A 21689-nucleotide genomic window follows, 5' to 3' on the forward strand; every position below is an offset into this window, starting at 1 on the left:
ATGAAGTATAGATGCTGTTGGATATTGCTGTTTGTGCTCAACTTATCAGCAATAGCGCAGCCGTATAAATACATAGATAGTGATAAAGTAGATGGTGCAGAAAAATATCGCCGCCAAATTAAACAGCACCCTGATCAGGCATTACTCGAAATTAAACAGGTAATACCAAATATTGTACTTGACATTCGCTACGCAACCAACAATAACTTCACCGGTAATAAAGTTTATAATCAGGCAAGGGCCTTTGCCCGCAAGCCTGTTGCCGAAGCGTTGCGGGCTGTACAGGCTGAATTGAAAACCAAGGGATTGGGATTAAAAATATTTGATGGTTATCGCCCGTATTCGGTCACCGTAAAATTTTATGAGATAGCTAAAGACACCACTTTTGTTGCCGATCCGCGCAAAGGCTCAAGGCATAACCGTGGCTGCGCTATCGACCTGACCTTGATCAACCTTAAAACCGGAGAAGAGCTGCAAATGCCAACCGGATATGATAGCTTTAGTAAAAAAGCCGCTGCCGATTACTTTGATCTGCCATATATAGAACTTCACAACCGCTGGTTGCTGCGTACAATAATGGAAAAGCATGGCTTTAAAATCTATCCTTCCGAATGGTGGCATTATGACTTTGCAGGTTGGGAGCGGTTTGATCTGCTGGATGTGCCTTTTGAAGCATTATAAGCCGCATTTTAATATCAATTTAACCCCATAAGGCAAACATTAGCATAAAAGTTGCTGTTAGCTAATTGACTAACAGAAATATATCAGCTTATGAAAATGTTCAGTAAAGAATACTTTAAGCAATTATGGAAAGTATTATTGGCAACATTCAGTGGTTTTTCAGATGATAAGGGTTTAAAACTTAGTGCGTCACTGGCTTATTATACCGTTTTTTCACTGGCGCCACTGCTTATACTGGTAGTTTCGTTAGCCGGTTTTTTACTGCCTGATCTTCAAGACAAATCAAACAACAGCCTTTACCCCGAAATACAACAATACATTGGTAAGGAGGCTGCCGCACAAATTCAGCAAACTATTGAAAAGCAGGATATTGCTGATAAAAAAGGCATAGGCCTTGTTATTGGTATAGTTACCTTACTGCTTGGCGCCAGCAGTATTTTTCTGGAAATACAAGATTCTCTTAACATGATATGGCGAGTTAAAGCCAAGCCTAAAAAAGGATGGGTGAAAATGCTGCAAAACAGGTTCCTGTCGTTCTCGCTCATTGTTAGTCTTGGGTTCTTGTTATTGGTTTCATTACTCGTAAACTTTATTATAAGCGCCCTGAGTGCACAAATTGAAAGGCTAATTAATTTCCTGATACGTAATGAAGGAGTATCTGATTTTATAAGTGGTACATTACTTTACGCAGTAAACTTTGTGGTTACATTGCTTATTATCTCTGTATTGTTTGGTATTATATTTAAAGTGTTGCCGGATGTTAAAATTAAGTGGAAAGATGTAAAGGCCGGGGCTATTTTTACCGCTTTACTATTTATGCTTGGCCAATATATAATTAGCTTATACCTAACCTATACAGCGCAGGGGTCGGCTTACGGTGCTGCCGGTTCAATCATCGTGATACTGGTTTGGATTTATTACACTGCAGCTATTTTATACATAGGCGCCGAATTTACTCAGGTTTATGCCGAGGCTCAGGGAAGCCGTTTAGAGCCGGCACCTTATGCGGTTCACATACAACAAACCGAGGTAGAGCAACAGGTAAAAGAAATTCCGCGCCAAAATCCCGAGCTTGAAGGCGCTTTAAAATGTGACAATCCGGAAACACCTGCTACAGAAGAATGCGAAGACGACGATAAGGATAAAAAAGCATAACAAGCCTGCATTGCATTGATTAGTATTTATTGTACATTTAAATACTAATTATAACCAGTTGCTATCTAAACGTGCATTTTATATCATTTATTGCAGATATGCAATCCTGGCGATATTGTTATGCACAGGCATCACAAAAGAACTTGAAGCGCAGCATTTTGAAATAGACAGCAACCGTCGCCGCGCAACAATTCCGTTTAAGCTTATTCGTAATATGGTTATTGTTGAAGCCAGTATCAACAATCGAGGGCCGTTTAACTTCATATTGGATACAGGTGTAGGATTGATGATAATTACTGATCCAACACTGGTTGATTCTTTGCAAATTAATAATAAACGTACGGTTCGTATATCAGGTTTAGGAGAAGGTGGCGATGCTGAAGCTTTTATCACCTCGCCATTGGATGTGAAAATAAACAACACTAAAAGCCGTCATGTGTCGGCAGCAATATTAAAACGCGATCATTTTAATCTGTCTGACTTTTTAGGAATGCCTATACATGGGCTTATCGGCTATGAATTTTTTAACAAACTTGCCGTGCAAATCAATTTTTCCGACAGCATACTTTCCGTGTGCCGGCCTGCAGATATGCGTGTGTTCAGAAAAGGAATAAGAGTGCCTATATCTATTGAAGAAAAAAAGCCTTATATGCTTGCCAAAATTACAATGCCTGATGGTAAGACAATTGATAAAAAGTTGGTGGTTGACTTAGGTGCCGGACATCCGGTATCGCTTGAAAATGTGGCCAACAACAATGACTTTCCACAAAAAATAATAGCTGCCAATTTAGGTATAGGGCTGAATGGCCCGATTAGCGGCTTTATAAGCAGGATAAAATTACTTGAATTAGGAAAATTCAAGCTTAAAGAACCGCTTGCATCTTTCCCTAACATGGTTTCTAACATACGCCCATCAGTTTACCGCGATGGGAATTTAGGAACAGAGGTATTGAAGAAATTTAAAGTAATATTTGATTACAGCAATGGCGCTATGTATCTTAAAAAAGGGCAGGATTTTAAAAAGCCTTTTGAACATGATATGACCGGGCTGGAATATTTTGCCGGGGGCAAAGATCATAAACATGTAATAATAAGCCGCGTAGAAGCGGGATCACCTGGATATGAAATTGGATTGGAGCGAGGAGATGAGATTGTGACCATCAATTTTAAACCGGTATCAAAAATGACCCTTGAAGAAATTGACGACCTGTTCAGATCTAAACATGACAGGAATATATTATTGGAAATCTATCACGATAAAAAGACCGACCACGTGATACTTACCCTGAAACGCCGCATCTGAACAGGCCCCATCGATGTTACTTCAATTGACTGATGTTATCAAAAAAAGCAGTTTGCAGATCAAGCAATGACCGTACCGGAACTTTTTCCCCATAAGTATCGAAACATAAAAACTTTGAGGTAGAATGGTCGTTATTCTTTTCCTTTTCAAAGAAATTGAATGTTTCAAAAAAGTAATGATTGGTGGTTACGTTGTCCTTACTCGTTTGCGAGGTGTTAAGCCTGAATCCCACCGTGTTAATCCAGTTGTGCACACGTGTGTGCAGGGATAATTTTAAGTTAGCCATAGGTTAATGATGTTTTAACTTTAACTTAAACGCACCTGATTACCTGATTGTTGCAGTGTTTTAAATATTTATTATCAACAGATGTGCATTTTACAAAATCCCAAACGCACATCAATATTGTAACAATGCTATTAAGGATATGTAACAATCATATTCTTAATCACTTTTTAACATTTAATAGTTAAACATTTGCAGCCAATTGGTGTCTTGATGGATAACAATTGATAATGTGAAAGTATTAATAATGAAAAGATTACTATTAACGCTGACTCTTACATATTTACTAACAAACTTTGCATTAGCGCAAACAGGCCGTGAAGTTCGCGGTACAGTTATTGATTCGACTAAACTATCCATACCTGGGGCAAGCATAAAGCTTACTTCGACACAAGGCGACAGCTCAATAACCGCTGCTGACGTAGACGGAAAATTTGTTTTTTCATCAGTTAAGGGTACGAAAATTACTTTAACCATTTCATCAATTGGGTTTCAAACACTGATAAAGCATTATTCATTTGATGCCGGTACAGAGCCTATAGTTCTTGATCCTATAGTTTTGCAATTGCAAAGAAATTTGCTTAACCAGGTTACCATTACCGGTGCACCAAACCCGGTACAGCTTAAAGAAGATACTGTAGAATACAAGGTAAGCGCCTATAAAGTGCGTGATAATGCGCCTATTGAAGATGCCATTAAAAAAATGCCGGGTATAGATGTGGATAAAGACGGTAACGTTACCGCCCAAGGCAAACAAGTGACCCGCGTTAGGCTGAATGGCAAAGACTTTTTTGGCGGAGACCTGCAAACCGCTACTAAAAACCTTCCTGCTGATATAGTTGAAAGCATACAGATAGTCGATGATTACGGCGATCAGGCAAATCTTACCGGAGTTAAAACCGGTGAGCCAAACAAAATATTGAACATCAACATTCGTAAAGATCGTAACTACGGTTACTCATTACAAGCCACAGCCGGTGATGGAACCGATGCATTGCCAAACGACCCCGGTATAAATAATGAGAATAGGTATTTAGGCATGTTAAACTTTTTCAATTTTAACGGTAACCAGCAGATATCTGTATTAGGAAATTTAAATAATACCAACCTGAATACGTTCAGTTTCAGCTCGCCTTCATTTGGTGGTTTCGGTGGTAATTTTGGCGGCGGCGGCAATCGTGGTGGCGGCGGCGGTGGCGGGCGTGCTTTCAGAGGCGGCGGCGGCTCGGGCGGCGGACAAACAACTGCTACCAATGGCATCACCAATGCAAAATCATTGGGTGTAAACTTCAGGGATGAATGGGCCGGGGGTAAGTTATCAGTATATGGCAGTTATAGTTTTAACAACAACCGTACGTTTACCGAAACTAACGAATACTCGCTTGCAAGGTTTGAAGTGCCGCAAACAACCACATCCAATACCCGGCAAATCAGCGATCCGATAAATCACCGTTTAAACTTCAATGTTGAGTGGCGGCCGGATACGGTGAATTACTTTAAAATCACTCCTACATTTTCATATTCACGCAACAACAGTACAAATGATGAGAGTACTTTAGCTACAAGGGGAGACGCGACAAACCTTGCTTATACTTTAAATTCAGTAAGTAACAGCGAAACGCCAAACTTTGGTATAAATGCTTTATACAACCATAGATTTAACAGCCGCGGGCGTAACCTGAGCTTTAATGTGAGTTATAACACAGCTAAGAATGATCAGTATGAAAACCCTATTTATGTGTACACCCAGGGCGTGCCTACCTCACCGCTTAATCAGCAAATAAATACTGATAGCCGCACCAATACGTGGGCTACCAACCTCTCATATCTTGAGCCGTTAAGCAAGGTGTCATTTCTTGAGTTAAACTATGCGTTTAATCATTCTTACACATCTGCAGATAAATCAACGGATACGTTGAATCTGGTAACCAATGCTTTTGACCGTTATGATTTTTTAAGTAACAGCTACAACTATACTTTCACTACAAACCGTGTAGGACTTAATTATCGTTTTGTAGAATCAAACTTTAACTACACGTTAGGTATTGGTGTGCAACCCGGTACCTTAAAGGGCAATTCAATAAACGCCCCGCAAACGGTAAGGAATACTTTCAACGTAATACCTACAGCTCGATTGGTTTACAACTTTACCCGCAATAAATCATTAAACTTTAATTACAGCGGTAACAACAGCCAGCCATCATTTAATCAGCTGCAGCCGGTATACGATTTTTCAAACGCGTTATATCCTACACTGGGTAACCCGAACTTAAAGCCCGAGTTTCAAAACAACTTCTCACTTAGGTATAACAATTTCAGTTTTGAAACGGGAAATGTATTTTTCAGCCGTTTAGAGTTTAACCAATATAGCGATAGGATAGTATCGCAAACCACTACTTACCCAACAAATTTTAGCGAGGCTGCGTTGGCTGCCGATCCGTCATTGAAAAATCTGCAAAATACTAATCTTACTACTTATACTAATACAGGAGGTTTTTATAATGCTTCGGCGTTTGCTGTGTTTTCAAAACCATGGGCCGAGCGTAAATACACTTTATTCCTTAACGGTAATATATCATACAACAATAACATAGGTTTTTCACGATCAATTGACAGCAATAACGTAGCTACTGATTTCCAGAAAAGCATTGCTAAAAACCTGGTGTTTACGCCCGGCGTACGCTTCAGGGTAAATATCACCGATATTGTTGACGCTGAAGTAAATACCAGCTATGCAATCAATAAAACGGTAAGTTCAATAAACGGAAATACAAGCGCGCTGGTAAATCAAAACACCAATGCCCGCACACTAAGCTTGGGTGTAAACGGCAAAAATTATTTTTGGAAAGACTGGACATTAAGCTACGATTTCACAAGGCAGGTAAACTATGGCTATAATGTACCTGTAACTAATCCTAATATTTTGAATGTATATGTAGAGCGCCGTTTCCTGAAAAATAATATGGCTACCATACGTGTTCAAGGTGTCGATCTGCTTAATCAAAACCGTGGCTTTACCTCAACTGATAATGGCATAACCACAACGCAAAGTAATGTGAACAGGCTTAGCCGTTACTTTCTGCTTACTTTCAGTTTAAGGCTGCAGAAATTTGCCGGTAGTTCGCCTAATCAAAACCGCGGACGCAACAGAGATAACGTTGCTCCGAATGGTCCTGGTGGTCAAGGCGGACCGGGTGGCCCTCCTCCGGGCGGACCGGGCATGATGTAAACGGGATTATTTAACAGCGGCGTTTATAACGCGTTCAAGATCGTTTATATCGAATGGCTTAGCTATATAGCTTTCAGCTCCGGCTGTTTCCGCAAGAGACTGGATATCGCTGTTTGCTGAGAAGTATACCACCGGTATGGATTTGAGGTTGGCATCAGCTTTAAGTGCTTGTGTAGCCTCAATGCCCCCAGTATCGGGTATCCAGTTATCCATCAGGATAACATCTGGCATAATGTTAGCTACCTTTCCGGTTACGTCATTACAGTTATCATATGTGTACACTTGCCATCCATGATCTTCAAGGATGTAAGTACATATTGACAAGATGTCGTCGTCGTCATCAAAAATAATAACCTTCTTTTTTTCCGTTTCGCTCATGTATAACAAGGGGAATTACCAGCTTAAAAAACAAAAATATAAAAGTAATGCACACTTTAGTTTTTAACACTAAAAATGCAGTTTGTTTTATCTGTGGAAAATTATCTTTTCAGATATTTCCGTATAAATAGCATCTTTGAGTTTAAATTCAGCAGGAGAGGGTAAAGATACATGTTAGCAGCGAGATTTCAGTATGAATTTACGGAAGCCGGATGTGACGAGGCCGGTCGTGGCTGTCTTGCAGGCCCTGTATTTGCCGCCGCTGTAATTTTACCACACGATTTTAAACACCCCCTGCTTAATGATTCTAAACAACTTGCCGAAGAGGTACGCTACCAACTGCGCGACGAAATAAAGCAACATGCGCTTGCCTGGGCTGTTGCCTCATGCTGTAATAGAGAGATTGACGAAATTAATATCTTGAACGCCTCGTTCCTGGCTATGCACCGGGCTATCAACCAGTTGAGTATAAAGCCCCAGTTTTTAATTATCGATGGTAACCGTTTCAATAAATACAATGATACCCCGCATCAGTGTATTGTTGAAGGCGACGGAAAATATTATAGCATTGCCGCGGCATCAATATTGGCTAAAACTTACCGCGACGATTACATGAAACAAATCGCCGTCGAGCACCCGGAATATGAATGGCATAGCAACAAAGGTTATCCGACAATCAAACACCGCAATAAAGTTTTAGAGCTTGGGCATACGCCTTACCACCGCCTTAGTTTTAAGGTTACAAATCCACAAACTGTTATTGATTTTTCAGAGGCTTTATCAGCATAAAGTCTTCTTTGCGGGGAGTCTTGCTTTGTGCGCCTACAAAAAGTATTTTTGCTTGTAAACCTATATTAAGTTGAAAATACTTCTGTTGTCTCACCGTGCGTTGTTCCCCCAAAACGGCGGGTACCCAATTGTGGTATACAATACCATAAAAGGTCTTGTCGCGCTCGGACATGAAGTAACGCTGATATCGCTTGATGAAAAAAGGAAAACAGACCGTATATCAGAAAGTGACCCTATTCTCGAAAAAATAACTTACCGCCCATACAGCATTGATATCTCAGTAAGCATATGGGATGCAGTTCGGAACATTTTTAGCAAAACAGCACATATAATTGACAGATATTACGCCGAGAACGTTGAACGTGTACTGATAAAACATGTAAAAAAAGGCAACTTTGATATCATACAGTTTGAAGGACTGTTTGTAACGCCTTATCTTCAGGCAGTGCGTAAAAACACCGCCGCGAAGATTGTATACCGGGCGCATAATATTGAGCACCAGGTATGGGCCCGGCTGGCGCAGCAAAAATCCGATCCGATAAAAAAGATTTACCTGGGTATGCTTGCCCGTCGTATAAAAAAATGCGAACTGCATACACTCAATGGCTTTAATGGTATAATTACCTTTACCCACCAGGATGAGGAAACAATCCGCGCTCATCACATTAAAACCCCGGTACTGGTTATGCCGATATGCGTCGACCTCACCAAATATCAGCCTGATTATAGCAAAACAGAATTTCCAAGCCTGTTTTTCCTGGGTTCGCTTGGATGGATGCCTAACCGCGAAGGCATGGAATGGTTTATCGAAAGCTTTCATAGCGAACTTACTTCAGGAGATTTGCGTGCGAAGTTTTACCTGGCCGGAAACGACATACCTGAACAGTTTGATGAATATGAAACACCCGGCAAAATATTTATACAAGGCGAGGTAGATGACGTGCTTGAGTTTATGAACAACAAAGCCGTTATGCTGGTGCCGCTTATGTCGGGCGGGGGGATGCGTGTTAAAATAGTGGAGGGCATGGCCATGCAGAAGTGTATCATTTCCACGTCGCTGGGCGCTGAAGGCATAAATTATACCCATGGCGAAAATATCATTATAGCCAATACAAAACAGGAGTTTTACGATGCCATACAACGTTGCATTTCAGACGAACATTATTGCCGCTCAATAGGCCAAAATGCGCGTAGTTTAGTTGAAGAACATCATAACTTTGAGGCCGTGACCAACAAAATGGTTAACTACTATAACCGGCTGCTGGGTAACTCCAATCCACTTTAATTTTCGTACCTTCGCAGCATATTAACTGCTGAGATGAAGACTACCGCATTAACTGATGTGCATATAAAATTAGGCGCTAAAATGGTGCCTTTTGCCGGATATAAGATGCCTGTACAATACGCCGGCATAAACGCCGAACATGATACCGTACGCAAAAGCGTTGGCGTGTTTGACGTAAGCCATATGGGCGAATTTATATTGAAAGGCGATAAGGCGCTCGACCTTATACAGCGTGTTACCAGCAACGATGCTTCTAAATTATACGATGGCAAAGTGCAGTACTCATGCCTTCCGAATGAGGACGGCGGTATAGTTGATGATCTGTTAGTTTACCGTATTGACGAGAAAACCTACATGTTGGTGGTTAATGCCTCGAACATTGAAAAAGACTGGAACTGGATATCAAAATACAATACTGAAGGTGTTGATATGAAAGATATATCAGACCGCACCTCACTGCTGGCCGTGCAGGGGCCTAAAGCCGCGGAAGCGCTGCAAAGCCTTACAGATCTCGACCTTGCATCAATGGAATACTACACGTTTAAAAAAGGTACTTTTGCGGGAATTGATAATGTACTGGTATCGGCTACAGGTTATACCGGCGCGGGCGGTTTTGAGATATACTTTGACAATGCCAACGCTGAAGCTATTTGGAACGCCATTTTTAAAGCAGGTGAACCTTTGGGTATAAAACCAATTGGCTTAGGCGCACGTGATACCTTGCGTTTGGAAATGGGTTTTTGCCTGTACGGTAATGATATTGATGACAAAACTTCACCGCTGGAAGCCGGGCTTGGCTGGGTGACTAAATTCAGCAAAGAGTTTACCAACTCAACAGCTTTGCAACAGCAAAAGCAGGAAGGCATAACAAAAAAACTGGTTGGCTTTGAAATGATTGAGCGTGGTATACCTCGTCAGCATTATGAAATTGTTGATGCCGAAGGTAACACCATTGGCAAAGTAACATCAGGCACGCAGTCGCCATCTTTGCAAAAGGCTATTGGCTTAGGCTACGTAAACAAAGATTTTGCTAAGGAAGATACCGAAATTTTCATTAAAATACGCGATAATAAGGTAAAGGCAAAAATTGTAAAGCCACCTTTTTATAAAAATTAAGCCCCACTTTATCCCCTGAAGCAGTGGACAGGTGTTAGCACTATGATAAATAAAGATAGTAATTCAGGCCATACAGAAACTTCCCCTTTAGGGGGCTGGGAGGGTTTAGGGAGCAAAGGGCTTGAAGTTTGCCTTACCCCGGCTTTGCTGCCATTATATAAGGTTGAAGATTATATAGTGGTGGTAATAGATATTTTTCGCGCCACCTCATCAATCTGTTATGGCATTGAAAACGGTGCTGAAGCCATAATTCCGGTAGCACAGGTTGAAGAGTGTGCTGCATACCGCGAAAAAGGCTTTAACTATTTGCTTGCTGCCGAGCGTGACGGCGCCGTAGTTTCCGGATTTGATTTTGGCAATTCACCATTCTCATATACAAAAGAAAAAGTGGCAGGCAAAACCGTGGTACTTACCACCACAAATGGTACGCATGCCCTGCACCTCTCTATAAAAGCTAAAAGGATTGTTATTGGGTCTTTCCTTAACATTACTACACTTTGCAACTGGCTAAAAACACAGGATGAGAATATCCTGCTGGTATGCGCCGGATGGAAGAACAATTTCAACCTGGAAGATACCTTGTTTGCCGGTGCTGTGGTAGAACAGCTTAAAGAAAGGCAATATAAAACTGACGACCCTGCCATTGCGGCTAACGACTTATATCAGCTTGCTAAAGATGACCTTACCGGCTACCTAAAAAAAACCTCGCACAGTGAAAGACTAAAGCAATTGGGTATAGAAGAAGACATTGCTTTTTGCCTGAATGTGGATATTGCAACTTCGATCCCTGTACTTGATGGTGACAGGCTGGTGAAGATGGAAGTGTAATACAATTAAACATTGTCATTTCGACGAGGTACAAGGAGAAATCTTCTACCATGCATATCCCTGCTTTTAAAAGATTTCTCCTTACAGTCGAAATGACACTTTAATTTGTTATTACTCTTTTCTTTTTCTCCTATTCCTGATAACAACTATTGCAACTATAAGTACTACCCACACCGGCCACCATGCAATAAACCCAAAGAAAAAGCTCTGCATTAGCAGCAAACCGTTTTCTAATGCATGCTTAAATTTATAGCCGAAAGTATTACCGGTATCAGCCTGCTCAACTTGTTTAGTGTAAAAGGTGATGGAAAGCGAGCTATATGCCACCTGCTTATCCATATAGTTCAACTGCCCTTGTGTCGATTCAATATCGCTACGTATTTCTGTTAGCTTGGCCTCTATTTCCAGTACATCACTCATTTTGCCAGCCTTTTGCAGCAGGCTCAGGTAACGTTGTTCAAGCGCCTTTTTATTGTGGAGGCGGGTTTTTACATCAATATATTGAGTGGTGATATCTGTCACCCTAATGTTCTTGCTGTCAATCTTTGTAGCGCTTTCTGATACAGTACCTAAAAAAGTATCAAAGTTTTTGGCGGGTATTTTAACATTTAGAACATATTGCTTGCGATTATCATCGCCATTCAGGTACTCGTTATCTTCGGTAACGTAACCGCCCAATTTCTTTAATGACGCTAAAAGTTGCTTACGGGTATCAGCAACATTACCTGTTTCAAAACTAATGTCACCTTCTTTAATGATCTTCTTTTCAACTTCCGCACGCTGTTCCGGGGGCGCAGGCATTAGTTTATTTGCATTGCCAACCTGTTCATCATTACTGATGTCAGCATTGGGGTCGCCGCCATAACCGTTAGCCTGGGGTTTGGCTAATGTAATTGCCGCTACCTGCTCTTTATCAGCTTTTTGGCCGCAAGCAGTCAAAACAAACAATGCAGCAACAAACAATAATCTTTTCATAATCTATGGTTTTAATTTCTCATTGTTCCGGTGCCTGTCGGCATCGCGGATGCTTTTCTTTTCAAGATTTTTAACCAGCGCTTCAGACAGATCAATACCCGTTTGATTAGCCAGGCATATCAGCACAAAAAGTACATCGGCCATTTCATCGGCCAAGTTTACTTCGGTATCTGATTTTTTGAACGACTGCTCGCCATACTGCCTTGCCATAATGCGGGCCACTTCGCCAACCTCTTCCATTAAAATGGCGGTGTTAGTCAGTTCATTAAAATATCTGATGCCGGTTGTTTTTATCCATTCATCTACAAGATGCTGGGCTTGCTTGATTTCCATAAATTATATTAAAAAAGTTGTAGTAGCCACTAATGATGATAACTAAGATAAATGTATCTGCTGCTACGTAAGAGTTACTCCTTGTTTTTACTATCTATTATAATGGTAACCGGCCCGTCGTTCACCAAACTTACTTTCATGTCGGCGCCAAAAATGCCTGTAGCTATTTTCTTACCCGTTAAAGTTTCAAGCGTGACTATCATCTGCTCGTAAAGCGGAATAGCCTTATCAGGACGCGCGGCACGTATAAACGATGGGCGGTTGCCTTTTTTTGTTTGGGCGAAGAGGGTGAATTGTGATATCAGCAGGATGTTCCCATCAATATCAGAAAGGGCTTTGTTCATCAACCCATTCTCATCGCCGAATACACGCATGTTCACAATTTTTTGCGCCAGCCATTGCAGATCGTCGGTAGTGTCGGCATCCTCAATGCCAAGCAGAGCCAAAAAACCGTTGCCGATTTCGCCGGTTATATTGCCATCAACCCGACAGGCGGCTTCGGTAACTCGTTGTAATACTGCACGCATGTTTTTATTGTTGTTAGAGTCAGGAGACAAGAATCAGGAATTAAGACAGGATTTGCAATATAAAATATTCAAAAAGCGTATGTCATTTCGCACGTAGAGAGAAATCTTCTGAAAGCGATGAGTCAGCTTGCATGTATCAGAAGAATATCTCCTTGTACCTCGTCGATATGACATGTTTTTATAAAAAATATGTGAATTTGTTCCCCCCTTTGGGGGTTACGCTCTCGTATCATTCCCATTATAAATACTCAGATAGCTATCATAGCGCGATGGCTCAATCACACCTTCTTCAAGCGCTTCCAATACAGCGCAGCCGGGTTCATTTATGTGACGGCAGTTGTTAAATCGGCAATTATGCATGCGCTCACGCATTTCGGGGAAGAAATGGCCAAGTTCCTGTTTCTCTATGTCGATGATGCCCAATTCGCGGATGCCGGGGGTATCAATAATAAAACCGCCGCCGGGTAGGTCGAACATTTCGGCAAAGGTGGTGGTGTGCATACCTTTGTCGCTCCACTCAGATATTTCATGCGTGCGTAAATCAAGATCAGGCAGCAGACGGTTGATAAGGCTTGATTTACCTACACCCGAATGGCCGGAGAACAGCGTCACTTTATCTTTCAGTAAAGCTTTAATATCATCAATATTTGTACCCTCAAGGGCTGAAACCTCGTGGCATGGGTAACCAATGTTTTCGTAAATATCTTTATAAGCCTGTAAAACTTCCAGCCCTTCGTCGCTAAACAGGTCGAGCTTATTAAATACCAGTCGTGCGGGAATATCATAGGCTTCGGCAGTAACCAGGAAGCGATCGATAAAGCCAAGCGACGTCCTTGGCGAAGCCAACGTCACCACCAATATAGCTTGGTCGAGGTTAGCCGCGATAATTTGTGCTTGTTTCGACAGGTTAATGGATTTTCGGATAATATAGTTTTTACGCGGATGCAGGTTGGTAATTACCGCGGTACCCTGTTCAGGTTCCATTTCAAAATCAACCACGTCGCCCACAGCAACCGGGTTAGTAGTGGTAAGCCCTTTTATACGGAACTTGCCTTTTATACGGCAGTCGTACCGCTCACCTTCAGGCGTCACCACCTGGTACCAGCTTCCTGTCGATTTTGTAACTAACCCCTGCATAATAAGGCTGTAAAGGTATGAAATTGCATTTGGCCTGAAATAAAAAAACATTAACCCTTGGCTTCGGCATAATGTTTCGCTATTTTAAGAGCTTTAACATAAAGCAAATGAAGATCGCCTTAGCTTCGCCACCCTACCCGAAAAACATCGCCGATGGGCTTTTTCATCTCGAAACTTTAACAAAGGAAGCTGCCGCCCAACAGGCCGTAATAATTTGTTTCCCGGAGACGTACCTGCCCGGTTACCCTATGCCCGGTTTCGAGCCTGAAAAGAGCTCACCCGAAAACATGGAAGCCGCCCTGCAAAAGGTTTGTGAAATAGCCGCGCAAAACAACATCGCCATAATTGTGCCGATGGACTGGTACACGCCCGAAGGTGTACTTAACCTGGCGTATGTAATATCTGCCGGAGGCGAAATATTGGGCTACCAAACCAAAAACCAGCTCGACCCAAGTGAGGATGATATTTGGATACCTGGCACCAAGCGCCAATTGTTTGAAGTAAACGGATTGAAATTCGGCATCACCATATGCCATGAAGGTTTCCGCTACCCCGAATCGGTACGCTGGGCGGCGCGTGAGGGTGCACATGTGGTTTTTCATCCGCATTTTGGCGGCAATGATACCGAAGGCACGAAACTTACCGAGTGGGGCAACATGCAGAACCCTTATTACGAAAAAGCCATGATGATGCGGGCGCTTGAAAACACTATCTACTTTGCCAGCGTAAATAACGCCACGCGGTACCCTGAGTCGGCAACATCGATTATAGCACCTGATGGTACGCTTGTGGCGCACCAGCCTTACGGGCAACCGGGTGTTTTGGTTGTTGATATTGATTTGCAAAAAGCTACCGGGTATCTTGCAAAAAGGTTCAAACCACAGCTTTACATTTAAAATAATTGAAATAAAGCATAATCGCGTTTGGTAATTTAAAAATTAACTGTTTTATTTGCGGCGTCCTTTAGGGCGATGTATATTAAATGATTAACAACACCACTATTATTACGACTATTATTACCACCGGGGTATATTTCGGAGGAAGATAATCGTATGGTGTAAAAATATAGAAACCAACTGACCGCCTTCCTCCACAAAGAGGAAGGCGTTTTTTTTAATTTATACTGATAATGAAAGTTTTAAAATTTGGCGGCACTTCTGTAGGTTCGGTTAACAGCATAAAAACTTTGCTTGAAATTGTAAAAGCAGAGGTTGATGGCGGCGAGAAGCCGGTTGTTGTACTATCGGCCATGAGCGGGGTAACCAACCTGCTTATAAAAATGGCTGAAGAAGCCGCTAAAGGCAACGAGTTTACCGCTCACCTTGCCGAACTTCAAAAACGCCATTTCGACGTTGTTGAGGCATTGCTCGACGTGCAAAATCGTAACCCGGCATTCACCCGCCTTAAAATTCATTTCAACCAGTTGGAAGAGTTGTTGCAGGGGGTACTTACCCTGCGTGAACTTACCCTTAAAACCCGAGACCTGATATTAAGTTTCGGCGAACGTTGCTCAACCCTGATGGTAAGCAAAATAGCTGCCCAGCATTTTGGCAGCGCCTTGTTTGTTGATGCCAGCGAAGTGGTTAAAACCGACAGTGCTTTCGGGCAGGCGAAAGTAAATACCGAACTAAGCGATATACTGATACGTAACCTGTATCAAAGCAGCAACGATAAAGTCCTTTTTGTTACCGGCTTTATCGCCAGTAACGATGATAATCAGATAACTACCCTGGGCCGTGGCGGCAGCGATTATACCGCTGCAATATTCGGAGCGGCGCTTAACGCCGGCGAAATACAAATTTGGACAGACGTTAACGGTATGATGACCGCCGACCCGCGCATGGTTAAAAAAGCCTTCCCGTTGGACGAGCTTACTTACACGGAGGCCATGGAGCTATCATACTTTGGCGCGAAGGTGATATATCCGCCAACCATGATACCGGCGTTTTTAAAGAAGATACCTATCAGCATCAAAAATACTTTTGAGCCTGAATTTAAAGGCACCATAATTCAGCACGAATGCAGAGCCTCAAACCTGGCTATAAAAGGCATCTCGTCAATCAACAACATCAGTATAATTAACCTTGTTGGCAGCGGCATGGTGGGCAAGTCGGGCTTTAGCGGCAGGCTGTTTTCACTGTTGGCCCGTGAGCAGATCAACGTAATATTAATTACTCAGTCCTCGTCTGAACACAGCATCACTTTCGCCGTACAGCCGGATGATGCCGACCGTGCAAAGAAAATTATCGAACAAGAGTTTGAACTGGAATTACTGGCCAACAAGCTCGACCCTATTGTTATAGAGGAAAACCTGGCCATACTTGCCGTAGTTGGTGAGAATATGAAACAAACACCGGGTGTATCGGGCAAATTGTTTCATGCGCTTGGCCGTAACGGTGTAAATGTGAGAGCAATAGCACAAGGTTCGTCAGAATATAATATATCGGTTATCATCAGTGAGTACGACCTGGCAAAAGCATTGAACGCCGTGCACGACGCATTCTTTGTCGATTTGTACAAAACGTTGCATGCCTTTTGTTTGGGTACAGGTAATATCGGTAAAACTTTGTTTAAGCAACTTTGCGGTCATGCCGGGTTTTTGCGTGAAGAAAATGGCATACAGGTAAAGATCGTCGGCATAAGTAATACCCGCAAAATGGTGTTTGATACCGATGGCATATCGCTTGACAACTGGCAGGATACGCTTGAACAATCGGAGGAAAAAGCCGACCTGCGTACCTTTATCGACACCATGAAAGATATGAACCTGCCTAACTGCGTGTTTGTTGACAATACCGCCAGCCCAACGCCAATTGAGTATTACAAAGAGGTTTTTGACTCGGCCATATCTGTGGTTACCTGCAACAAAATAGGCAACTCAGGTTCGTACGAGCGTTATAAATCATTCAAGGATTCGGCGCGTAAACATGGTGTTGATTTCTTTTATGAAACCAACGTTGGCGCCGGCCTGCCAATCATTCGTACACTGAAAGACCTGATGAACAGCGGCGACCGCGTGCAGAAGATAGAGGCCATACTTTCGGGCACCATTTCCTTCATCTTTAACCAGTTTAAGGGTGACGCCAACTTCCATGATGTGGTAAAAATGGCACAGGAAAAAGGCTATACCGAACCCGATCCACGCGATGATTTACGAGGTACCGACTTTATGCGCAAGATACTGATACTTGCCCGCGACGCAGGGTTAAGCCTTGAAGCCTCGGATGTGGAAATAGAAAGCATCCTGCCGAAAGCATCACTCGAAGCGGCAACAGTTGAGGATTTTTATGCTTCGCTGAAAGCTGAAGATGCTTACTTCGCCGGGCTGAAAAACAAAGCTAAATCGGAAGGTAAGGTACTACGCTACATAGGCAAACTTGAAGGTGGTAAGGCCAACATTACCCTGCAAATGGTTGATGAAAACCACCCGTTCTTTACTCTTTCGGGAAGCGATAACATTATATCATTTACTACCGACAGGTATAAAGAACGTCCGCTGGTAGTAAAAGGCCCCGGAGCAGGCGCCGAAGTAACTGCCGCCGGAGTATTTGCGGATTTGATAAACGTAGGTGCTAATTAGAAAGCCCCCTAACACCTGAAGGGGGAACAAAACGTGCAGCGCATCAGGGCTCCCCTCTCGAGAGGGGCAGGGGTGTGTTAATGAAGGGACTGGTTAATAGAGTTATATTTAAGAGAAAATGAGCAACAACATACAAGAAATTAATGAAGTTCAACTCCCCTTTCAGGGGGGCGGGGGGCTTGTGGGATCATCTGTAAAAGTCTTTGCCCCCGCCACAGTAGCCAACGTGGTGTGCGGTTTCGATGTACTGGGCTTCGCCGTGAACGAACCCGGCGATGAGGTGATAATGCGCGTAACCGATAAACCGGGCATCGTTATCAGCAAAATAACCGGCGATGACGGCCGCCTGCCGCTCGACCCTACTAAAAATACCGTGAGTGTAAGTGTACAGCATTACCTTGACAGCATTGGTCGCGGTGACATTGGATTGGATATTGAACTTCATAAAAAAATGCCTATAGGTAGCGGATTAGGTTCAAGCTCGGCAAGTACTGTAGCAGGTTTGTTCGCCATTAAAACATTAATGGGCGATACTACCGACCCGGCAACTTTGCTGCCCTTCGCCATGAAAGGCGAGGAAATGGCTTGCGGGCATGGCCATGCCGATAACGTAGCACCTGCGCTAATGGGTGGCTTTGTGCTAATACGCAGCTACGAACCGCTTGACGTGGTACGCCTGCCACACCCGAAAGACTTGTGGTGCGCTATTGTATTCCCTGATGTGGATGTGCCAACCCGTGAAGCAAGGCAAATTATCCGCAACAAAATAGCCATGAAAGACGCGGTGACCCAATGGGGCAACATTGCCGGACTTGTAAGCGGTTTGTTTATGCAGGATATTGACCTGATTGGCCGCAGCATGCAGGATGTACTGGTTGAACCGGTACGCAGCATGCTGATACCCGATTTTTACAAAATGCGTGAAATCGCCATGAGCAGCGGCGCGGTAAGTTTCGGCATATCAGGCTCTGGACCATCGGTTTTTGCTTTTACAAAAGATGAAGAAACCGCGCGTTCCATCACACAGAAATTGCAAGCGCATTTAACCGGAATTAAAATTGGCTCGAACGCTTATGTATCGACTATAAATGACGCGGGGCCGAGGGTGATATAAGCCCCCTAACCCCCTGAAGGGGGAATAATAAAACATGTCATTGAGAGGAGAAACGACGAAGCAACCCCCCGTTGTATGCACTTGAAGAGATTGCCACGCTATCGCTCGCAATGACATATAGAAAAGAAAAATAAATCCGAAATCGAAAATACGATATTCGAAATCAAAATGAAACTATACAGCACTAACAACACATCAGCAAGCGTATCATTCAAAGAGGCGGTTTTTAACAGCATGCCGCAGGATAAGGGGCTTTACATGCCGGTAAGCATTCCGCGTTTAAGTGAGGAATTTATAAGCAACTTAGACAAATATACCCTTCCTGAAATTGCTTTTGAAGTAGCAAAAAGCCTGCTTGGCGACAGCATACCGGAAGCTGATTTGAAAGTCTTGATTAATGATGCCATAAACTTTGAAGCACCAATAGTTAAGCTTGAAGAAGACGTGTATGTGCTGGAGCTTTTCCATGGCCCATCGCTGGCGTTTAAAGATTTTGGCGCTCGGTTTATGAGCCGTGTAATGAGCTACTTTTTAGAGGTAGGTGAAAAACAGCTTGACGTACTGGTAGCCACATCGGGCGATACCGGCGGCGCGGTTGCGCTGGGCTTTCTTGGTGTGCCGAACACCCGGGTAACCATCCTTTATCCAAAAGGAAAAGTGAGCGGCGTGCAAGAGCAGCAGCTTACCACCAATGGCCAAAACATCCGCGCGCTGGAAATTGACGGTACTTTTGACGATTGCCAGGCGCTGGTTAAACAAGCCTTTACTGATGCTGAGCTGAACGAAAAATACCGTCTTACATCGGCGAATTCAATCAACATTGCCCGGTTGGTGCCGCAAACTTTTTACTATTTTAATACTTATGCGCAGCTGTTAAAACAGAACAAAAATAAGGTAGTATTCTCGGTACCGAGCGGAAACTTTGGTAACATAGGCGCGGGCTTGCTGGCCTGGAAAATGGGCTTGCCGGTTGAACAGTTTATAGCCGCTACCAACGCTAACGATACCGTTCCGGCTTTCCTTAAAACCGGCGTTTACGAACCAAAACCATCGATTGCCACCATATCAAACGCTATGGACGTGGGCAACCCAAGCAACTGGGTACGCATTGCCGACCTATTTAAAGGCGATAAAGATGAGCTTAAAAAACTTATAGTTGGTTACAGCTATAACGACCAAGAAACCGCCGAGGCATTAGAGCAGGTATTCAATACCAACGGTTATGTAGTATGCCCGCATACTGCCATCGCATGGAAGGCATTAAAAGAATGGCAAGCCGCTAACGAAGATGTTGCATCAGGCGTGTTCCTGTCAACTGCGCACCCTTGCAAATTTCCGGATGTAATTCCCGCAGAAATAGCTGCAAAAATTGTTATCCCTGAAAGTGTAAAGGAACTTGAAGGCAAGGAAAAGCAAGCGGTTGAAATGAGCAACAGGTTTGAAGATTTTAAGGCTTATTTGCTGAATAACATTTAAGTTTGAGGCATGAAAAAGAGCAGGGTAATATTGGTTGTAATTGGCTTAACAGTCCTGCTCATTTCTGCGTGCAGCAAAAAGCAGAAATTTGACCGCGCGCTTTGGAAAGACGGCGACGGACTTGAGTTTAAGTACCGTGATAATATGCTGGACGACCTCCTGCAAAACCACAAAATAAAAGGCCTTACCTGGAAACAGGTGCAGGATACACTTGGTCGCCCGCAGGGTACTAAAGGATTAAGCACTTATTACGATATCGACATAAAATACGATGGGTATCCGCCAAGTTATATGAAACGTTTGTTTATCGATTTCAATCAGGATTCGGTAGCTGTAAATACCCGCATATACGAGAAGACGAATCGTAAGAAGAAGAAATAGTGTGTAGTGAGAACGCCAGCAAACTATTCTCCGTCAACAATGCTTCAGGAAACATTGCATGTGAGATGCTGAAAAAAGAACCTGATCAATCCGCCAATAACCTAACAGTTCCAGCATCAGCATGGCCGGGCAGCACAGGCAAAGCCATAGCAGAATCTTTAAAAGGCCAGGGTGCAGCCGGCCGGTTTCTTTTTTGGTTCTTTTTTCTTTTCCGGCAAAAGAAAAAAGAACATCCACTAACAATCATACAGCATACCTTCCAATCCTAACGAAGAACCAACACAAAGTGACCGAAACATTCGCTCTTAATTACGGTTAATTGTAATGTTTTTGTTGCATGTTTCACTTTGCCTCAATACACCGTCTATATCTGTAAATAATAGCTATAACCATGAAAAGATTATTGTTAATGGCAGCAATGGTTGCCACCACTTTTGGAGCCTTCGCACAAACTGCCGATCTGCGCCGTAAAATAGAAGTAACCGGTATTGCTGAAAAAGAAGTTACCCCTGATATTATAAACGTGTCCATCTCACTAAAAGAATATCTTGATGGTAAGAAAAAAATCACCATCACCCAACTTGAGCAGCAATTGGAAAAAGCTGTTTCCGAAGCTGGTATTGCTAAAGAGGATTTTACTGTGAACAGCGTTTCAAGCTGGAACTATGTAATAGAGAAAAAGAAAAACCCTGATTTTTTGGTGAGCAAACAATACGGTATTAAGTTTCGCGACTTAAACAAGTTTAATCAGCTACTTAGTAAATTAGATCCTAAGGGGATACAATATACCAACATTGACAGCTACGATTATTCAAAAGCCAACGAGCTGAAAAAAGAGCTTAAAATTCAGGCCTTACTTTCGGCGCGCGAAAAAGCTACCTATTTGGTTACTGCCCTTGGCGATAAGCTCGGTGGTGCAATCAATATAGTTGATACCGATAACAGTTTTTATCCACAGCCACGCATGGCTAATGTAATGTTCAAAAGTGCAGCAGCCGATGCAAGTGCGGTCCCCGAATCGGACATTGACTTCAAAAAAATAAAACTGAGCTTTCAGATCAACACTGTATTTGAGATAAAATAAGCGGTTAAAACAAAATTTTCAAAAGGCTCCCGGCA

At 42.8% G+C, this 21689-nt stretch carries 21 protein-coding genes; 15 read left to right on the plus strand and 6 right to left on the minus strand.

Features of this window, described 5'->3' with window-relative positions; translation table 11 throughout:
• The 3 genes from EOD41_RS17355 to EOD41_RS17365 all read left to right on the plus strand — a co-directional run bounded on the left by EOD41_RS17355 (position 1) and on the right by EOD41_RS17365 (position 3139).
• Positions 1–681 carry a M15 family metallopeptidase gene (locus tag EOD41_RS17355; RefSeq protein ID WP_127707291.1) on the plus strand — a complete coding sequence of 227 codons (681 nt, stop codon included), beginning with the start codon at positions 1–3 and terminating at the stop codon, positions 679–681.
• A 90-nt stretch (positions 682–771) separates the two neighbouring features.
• On the plus strand, positions 772–1836 hold the full coding sequence (locus tag EOD41_RS17360) for a YihY/virulence factor BrkB family protein (protein ID WP_127707293.1): 1065 nt from the start codon (positions 772–774) through the stop codon (positions 1834–1836).
• Between the two features lie 58 nt (positions 1837–1894).
• A complete protein-coding gene (locus EOD41_RS17365) occupies positions 1895–3139 on the plus strand; it encodes an aspartyl protease family protein (RefSeq protein ID WP_127707295.1) in 1245 nt (414 codons plus the stop codon).
• Between the two features lie 16 nt (positions 3140–3155).
• On the opposite strand, the gene EOD41_RS17370 is transcribed toward EOD41_RS17365, so the two are convergent.
• The gene (locus EOD41_RS17370) at positions 3156–3425 is read right to left on the minus strand and encodes a hypothetical protein (RefSeq protein WP_127707297.1); all 270 of its coding nucleotides are present in this window, start codon (positions 3423–3425) and stop codon (positions 3156–3158) included.
• A 244-nt stretch (positions 3426–3669) separates the two neighbouring features.
• On the opposite strand from EOD41_RS17370, the gene EOD41_RS17375 reads away from it, so the two are divergent.
• Positions 3670–6651, plus strand: a complete 2982-nt coding sequence (locus EOD41_RS17375) for an outer membrane beta-barrel protein (protein ID WP_127707299.1) — start codon at positions 3670–3672, stop codon at positions 6649–6651.
• Between the two features lie 6 nt (positions 6652–6657).
• Here EOD41_RS17375 and EOD41_RS17380 read toward each other — a convergent pair whose 3' ends face one another.
• Entirely contained in the window at positions 6658–7029 is a 372-nt protein-coding gene (locus EOD41_RS17380; RefSeq protein ID WP_127707301.1) for a response regulator, read from the minus strand.
• Between the two features lie 171 nt (positions 7030–7200).
• Between EOD41_RS17380 and EOD41_RS17385 the strand changes: the two genes are divergently transcribed.
• The 4 genes from EOD41_RS17385 (at position 7201) to EOD41_RS17400 (ending at position 11047) form a co-directional block, all read left to right on the plus strand.
• Positions 7201–7818 carry a ribonuclease HII gene (locus EOD41_RS17385; RefSeq protein WP_127707303.1) on the plus strand — a complete coding sequence of 206 codons (618 nt, stop codon included), beginning with the start codon at positions 7201–7203 and terminating at the stop codon, positions 7816–7818.
• 70 nt (positions 7819–7888) lie between these two features.
• Complete coding sequence (locus tag EOD41_RS17390) at positions 7889–9103, plus strand: glycosyltransferase family 4 protein (protein WP_127707305.1); 1215 nt, start codon at positions 7889–7891, stop codon at positions 9101–9103.
• Positions 9104–9136: 33 nt separating this feature from the next.
• Positions 9137–10219 (plus strand): glycine cleavage system aminomethyltransferase GcvT, encoded by a 1083-nt coding sequence (gene gcvT, locus EOD41_RS17395; RefSeq protein WP_127707308.1) that lies wholly within the window; start codon positions 9137–9139, stop codon positions 10217–10219.
• A gap of 42 nt (positions 10220–10261) precedes the next feature.
• Positions 10262–11047, plus strand: coding sequence for a 2-phosphosulfolactate phosphatase (locus EOD41_RS17400; protein WP_127707310.1), 786 nt, complete (start codon positions 10262–10264; stop codon positions 11045–11047).
• A 111-nt stretch (positions 11048–11158) separates the two neighbouring features.
• Here the strand turns inward: EOD41_RS17400 and EOD41_RS17405 are convergent, their stop codons facing one another.
• The 4 genes from EOD41_RS17405 to rsgA form a co-directional block, all read right to left on the minus strand.
• Positions 11159–12022 (minus strand): DUF4349 domain-containing protein, encoded by an 864-nt coding sequence (locus tag EOD41_RS17405; protein WP_127707312.1) that lies wholly within the window; start codon positions 12020–12022, stop codon positions 11159–11161.
• Between the two features lie 3 nt (positions 12023–12025).
• A complete protein-coding gene (locus EOD41_RS17410; RefSeq protein WP_127707314.1) occupies positions 12026–12355 on the minus strand; it encodes a nucleotide pyrophosphohydrolase in 330 nt (109 codons plus the stop codon).
• A gap of 74 nt (positions 12356–12429) precedes the next feature.
• Entirely contained in the window at positions 12430–12882 is a 453-nt protein-coding gene (dtd, locus tag EOD41_RS17415) for a D-aminoacyl-tRNA deacylase (RefSeq protein WP_127707316.1), read from the minus strand.
• A gap of 216 nt (positions 12883–13098) precedes the next feature.
• Positions 13099–14019 carry a ribosome small subunit-dependent GTPase A gene (rsgA, locus tag EOD41_RS17420; RefSeq protein ID WP_127707318.1) on the minus strand — a complete coding sequence of 307 codons (921 nt, stop codon included), beginning with the start codon at positions 14017–14019 and terminating at the stop codon, positions 13099–13101.
• Between the two features lie 107 nt (positions 14020–14126).
• On the opposite strand from rsgA, the gene EOD41_RS17425 reads away from it, so the two are divergent.
• The 7 genes from EOD41_RS17425 to EOD41_RS17455 all read left to right on the plus strand — a co-directional run bounded on the left by EOD41_RS17425 (position 14127) and on the right by EOD41_RS17455 (position 21654).
• Entirely contained in the window at positions 14127–14915 is a 789-nt protein-coding gene (locus EOD41_RS17425; protein ID WP_127707320.1) for a carbon-nitrogen hydrolase family protein, read from the plus strand.
• 233 nt (positions 14916–15148) lie between these two features.
• The gene (thrA, locus tag EOD41_RS17430) at positions 15149–17599 is read left to right on the plus strand and encodes a bifunctional aspartate kinase/homoserine dehydrogenase I (protein WP_127707322.1); all 2451 of its coding nucleotides are present in this window, start codon (positions 15149–15151) and stop codon (positions 17597–17599) included.
• Positions 17600–17780: 181 nt separating this feature from the next.
• Positions 17781–18713 carry a homoserine kinase gene (locus EOD41_RS17435; protein WP_394342477.1) on the plus strand — a complete coding sequence of 311 codons (933 nt, stop codon included), beginning with the start codon at positions 17781–17783 and terminating at the stop codon, positions 18711–18713.
• A 168-nt stretch (positions 18714–18881) separates the two neighbouring features.
• The gene (gene thrC, locus EOD41_RS17440; protein ID WP_127707324.1) at positions 18882–20189 is read left to right on the plus strand and encodes a threonine synthase; all 1308 of its coding nucleotides are present in this window, start codon (positions 18882–18884) and stop codon (positions 20187–20189) included.
• A gap of 9 nt (positions 20190–20198) precedes the next feature.
• Complete coding sequence (locus EOD41_RS17445; RefSeq protein WP_127707325.1) at positions 20199–20570, plus strand: hypothetical protein; 372 nt, start codon at positions 20199–20201, stop codon at positions 20568–20570.
• Positions 20571–20635: 65 nt separating this feature from the next.
• On the plus strand, positions 20636–20839 hold the full coding sequence (locus EOD41_RS17450; RefSeq protein WP_127707326.1) for a hypothetical protein: 204 nt from the start codon (positions 20636–20638) through the stop codon (positions 20837–20839).
• 122 nt (positions 20840–20961) lie between these two features.
• On the plus strand, positions 20962–21654 hold the full coding sequence (locus EOD41_RS17455) for an SIMPL domain-containing protein (RefSeq protein WP_127707327.1): 693 nt from the start codon (positions 20962–20964) through the stop codon (positions 21652–21654).
• The last annotated feature ends 35 nt before the right edge of the window (positions 21655–21689 follow it).

It is taken from the genome of Mucilaginibacter limnophilus (genome assembly GCF_004005815.1).
GTDB classification, from domain to species: Bacteria; Bacteroidota; Bacteroidia; order Sphingobacteriales; family Sphingobacteriaceae; genus Mucilaginibacter; species Mucilaginibacter limnophilus.

Excerpts from the sequence above, each read along its gene's own strand:
- EOD41_RS17355 (WP_127707291.1), top strand. The coding sequence starts at position 1 with ATGAAGTATAGATGCTGTTGGATATTGCTGTTTGTGCTCAACTTATCA.
- EOD41_RS17360 (WP_127707293.1), top strand. The coding sequence starts at position 772 with ATGAAAATGTTCAGTAAAGAATACTTTAAGCAATTATGGAAAGTATTA.
- EOD41_RS17370 (WP_127707297.1), bottom strand. The coding sequence starts at position 3,425 with ATGGCTAACTTAAAATTATCCCTGCACACACGTGTGCACAACTGGATT.
- EOD41_RS17375 (WP_127707299.1), top strand. The coding sequence starts at position 3,670 with ATGAAAAGATTACTATTAACGCTGACTCTTACATATTTACTAACAAAC.
- EOD41_RS17380 (WP_127707301.1), bottom strand. The coding sequence starts at position 7,029 with ATGAGCGAAACGGAAAAAAAGAAGGTTATTATTTTTGATGACGACGAC.
- EOD41_RS17385 (WP_127707303.1), top strand. The coding sequence starts at position 7,201 with ATGTTAGCAGCGAGATTTCAGTATGAATTTACGGAAGCCGGATGTGAC.
- gcvT (WP_127707308.1), top strand. The coding sequence starts at position 9,137 with ATGAAGACTACCGCATTAACTGATGTGCATATAAAATTAGGCGCTAAA.
- EOD41_RS17400 (WP_127707310.1), top strand. The coding sequence starts at position 10,262 with ATGATAAATAAAGATAGTAATTCAGGCCATACAGAAACTTCCCCTTTA.
- EOD41_RS17405 (WP_127707312.1), bottom strand. The coding sequence starts at position 12,022 with ATGAAAAGATTATTGTTTGTTGCTGCATTGTTTGTTTTGACTGCTTGC.
- EOD41_RS17410 (WP_127707314.1), bottom strand. The coding sequence starts at position 12,355 with ATGGAAATCAAGCAAGCCCAGCATCTTGTAGATGAATGGATAAAAACA.
- dtd (WP_127707316.1), bottom strand. The coding sequence starts at position 12,882 with ATGCGTGCAGTATTACAACGAGTTACCGAAGCCGCCTGTCGGGTTGAT.
- rsgA (WP_127707318.1), bottom strand. The coding sequence starts at position 14,019 with ATGCAGGGGTTAGTTACAAAATCGACAGGAAGCTGGTACCAGGTGGTG.
- EOD41_RS17425 (WP_127707320.1), top strand. The coding sequence starts at position 14,127 with ATGAAGATCGCCTTAGCTTCGCCACCCTACCCGAAAAACATCGCCGAT.
- thrA (WP_127707322.1), top strand. The coding sequence starts at position 15,149 with ATGAAAGTTTTAAAATTTGGCGGCACTTCTGTAGGTTCGGTTAACAGC.
- thrC (WP_127707324.1), top strand. The coding sequence starts at position 18,882 with ATGAAACTATACAGCACTAACAACACATCAGCAAGCGTATCATTCAAA.
- EOD41_RS17445 (WP_127707325.1), top strand. The coding sequence starts at position 20,199 with ATGAAAAAGAGCAGGGTAATATTGGTTGTAATTGGCTTAACAGTCCTG.
- EOD41_RS17450 (WP_127707326.1), top strand. The coding sequence starts at position 20,636 with ATGCTGAAAAAAGAACCTGATCAATCCGCCAATAACCTAACAGTTCCA.
- EOD41_RS17455 (WP_127707327.1), top strand. The coding sequence starts at position 20,962 with ATGAAAAGATTATTGTTAATGGCAGCAATGGTTGCCACCACTTTTGGA.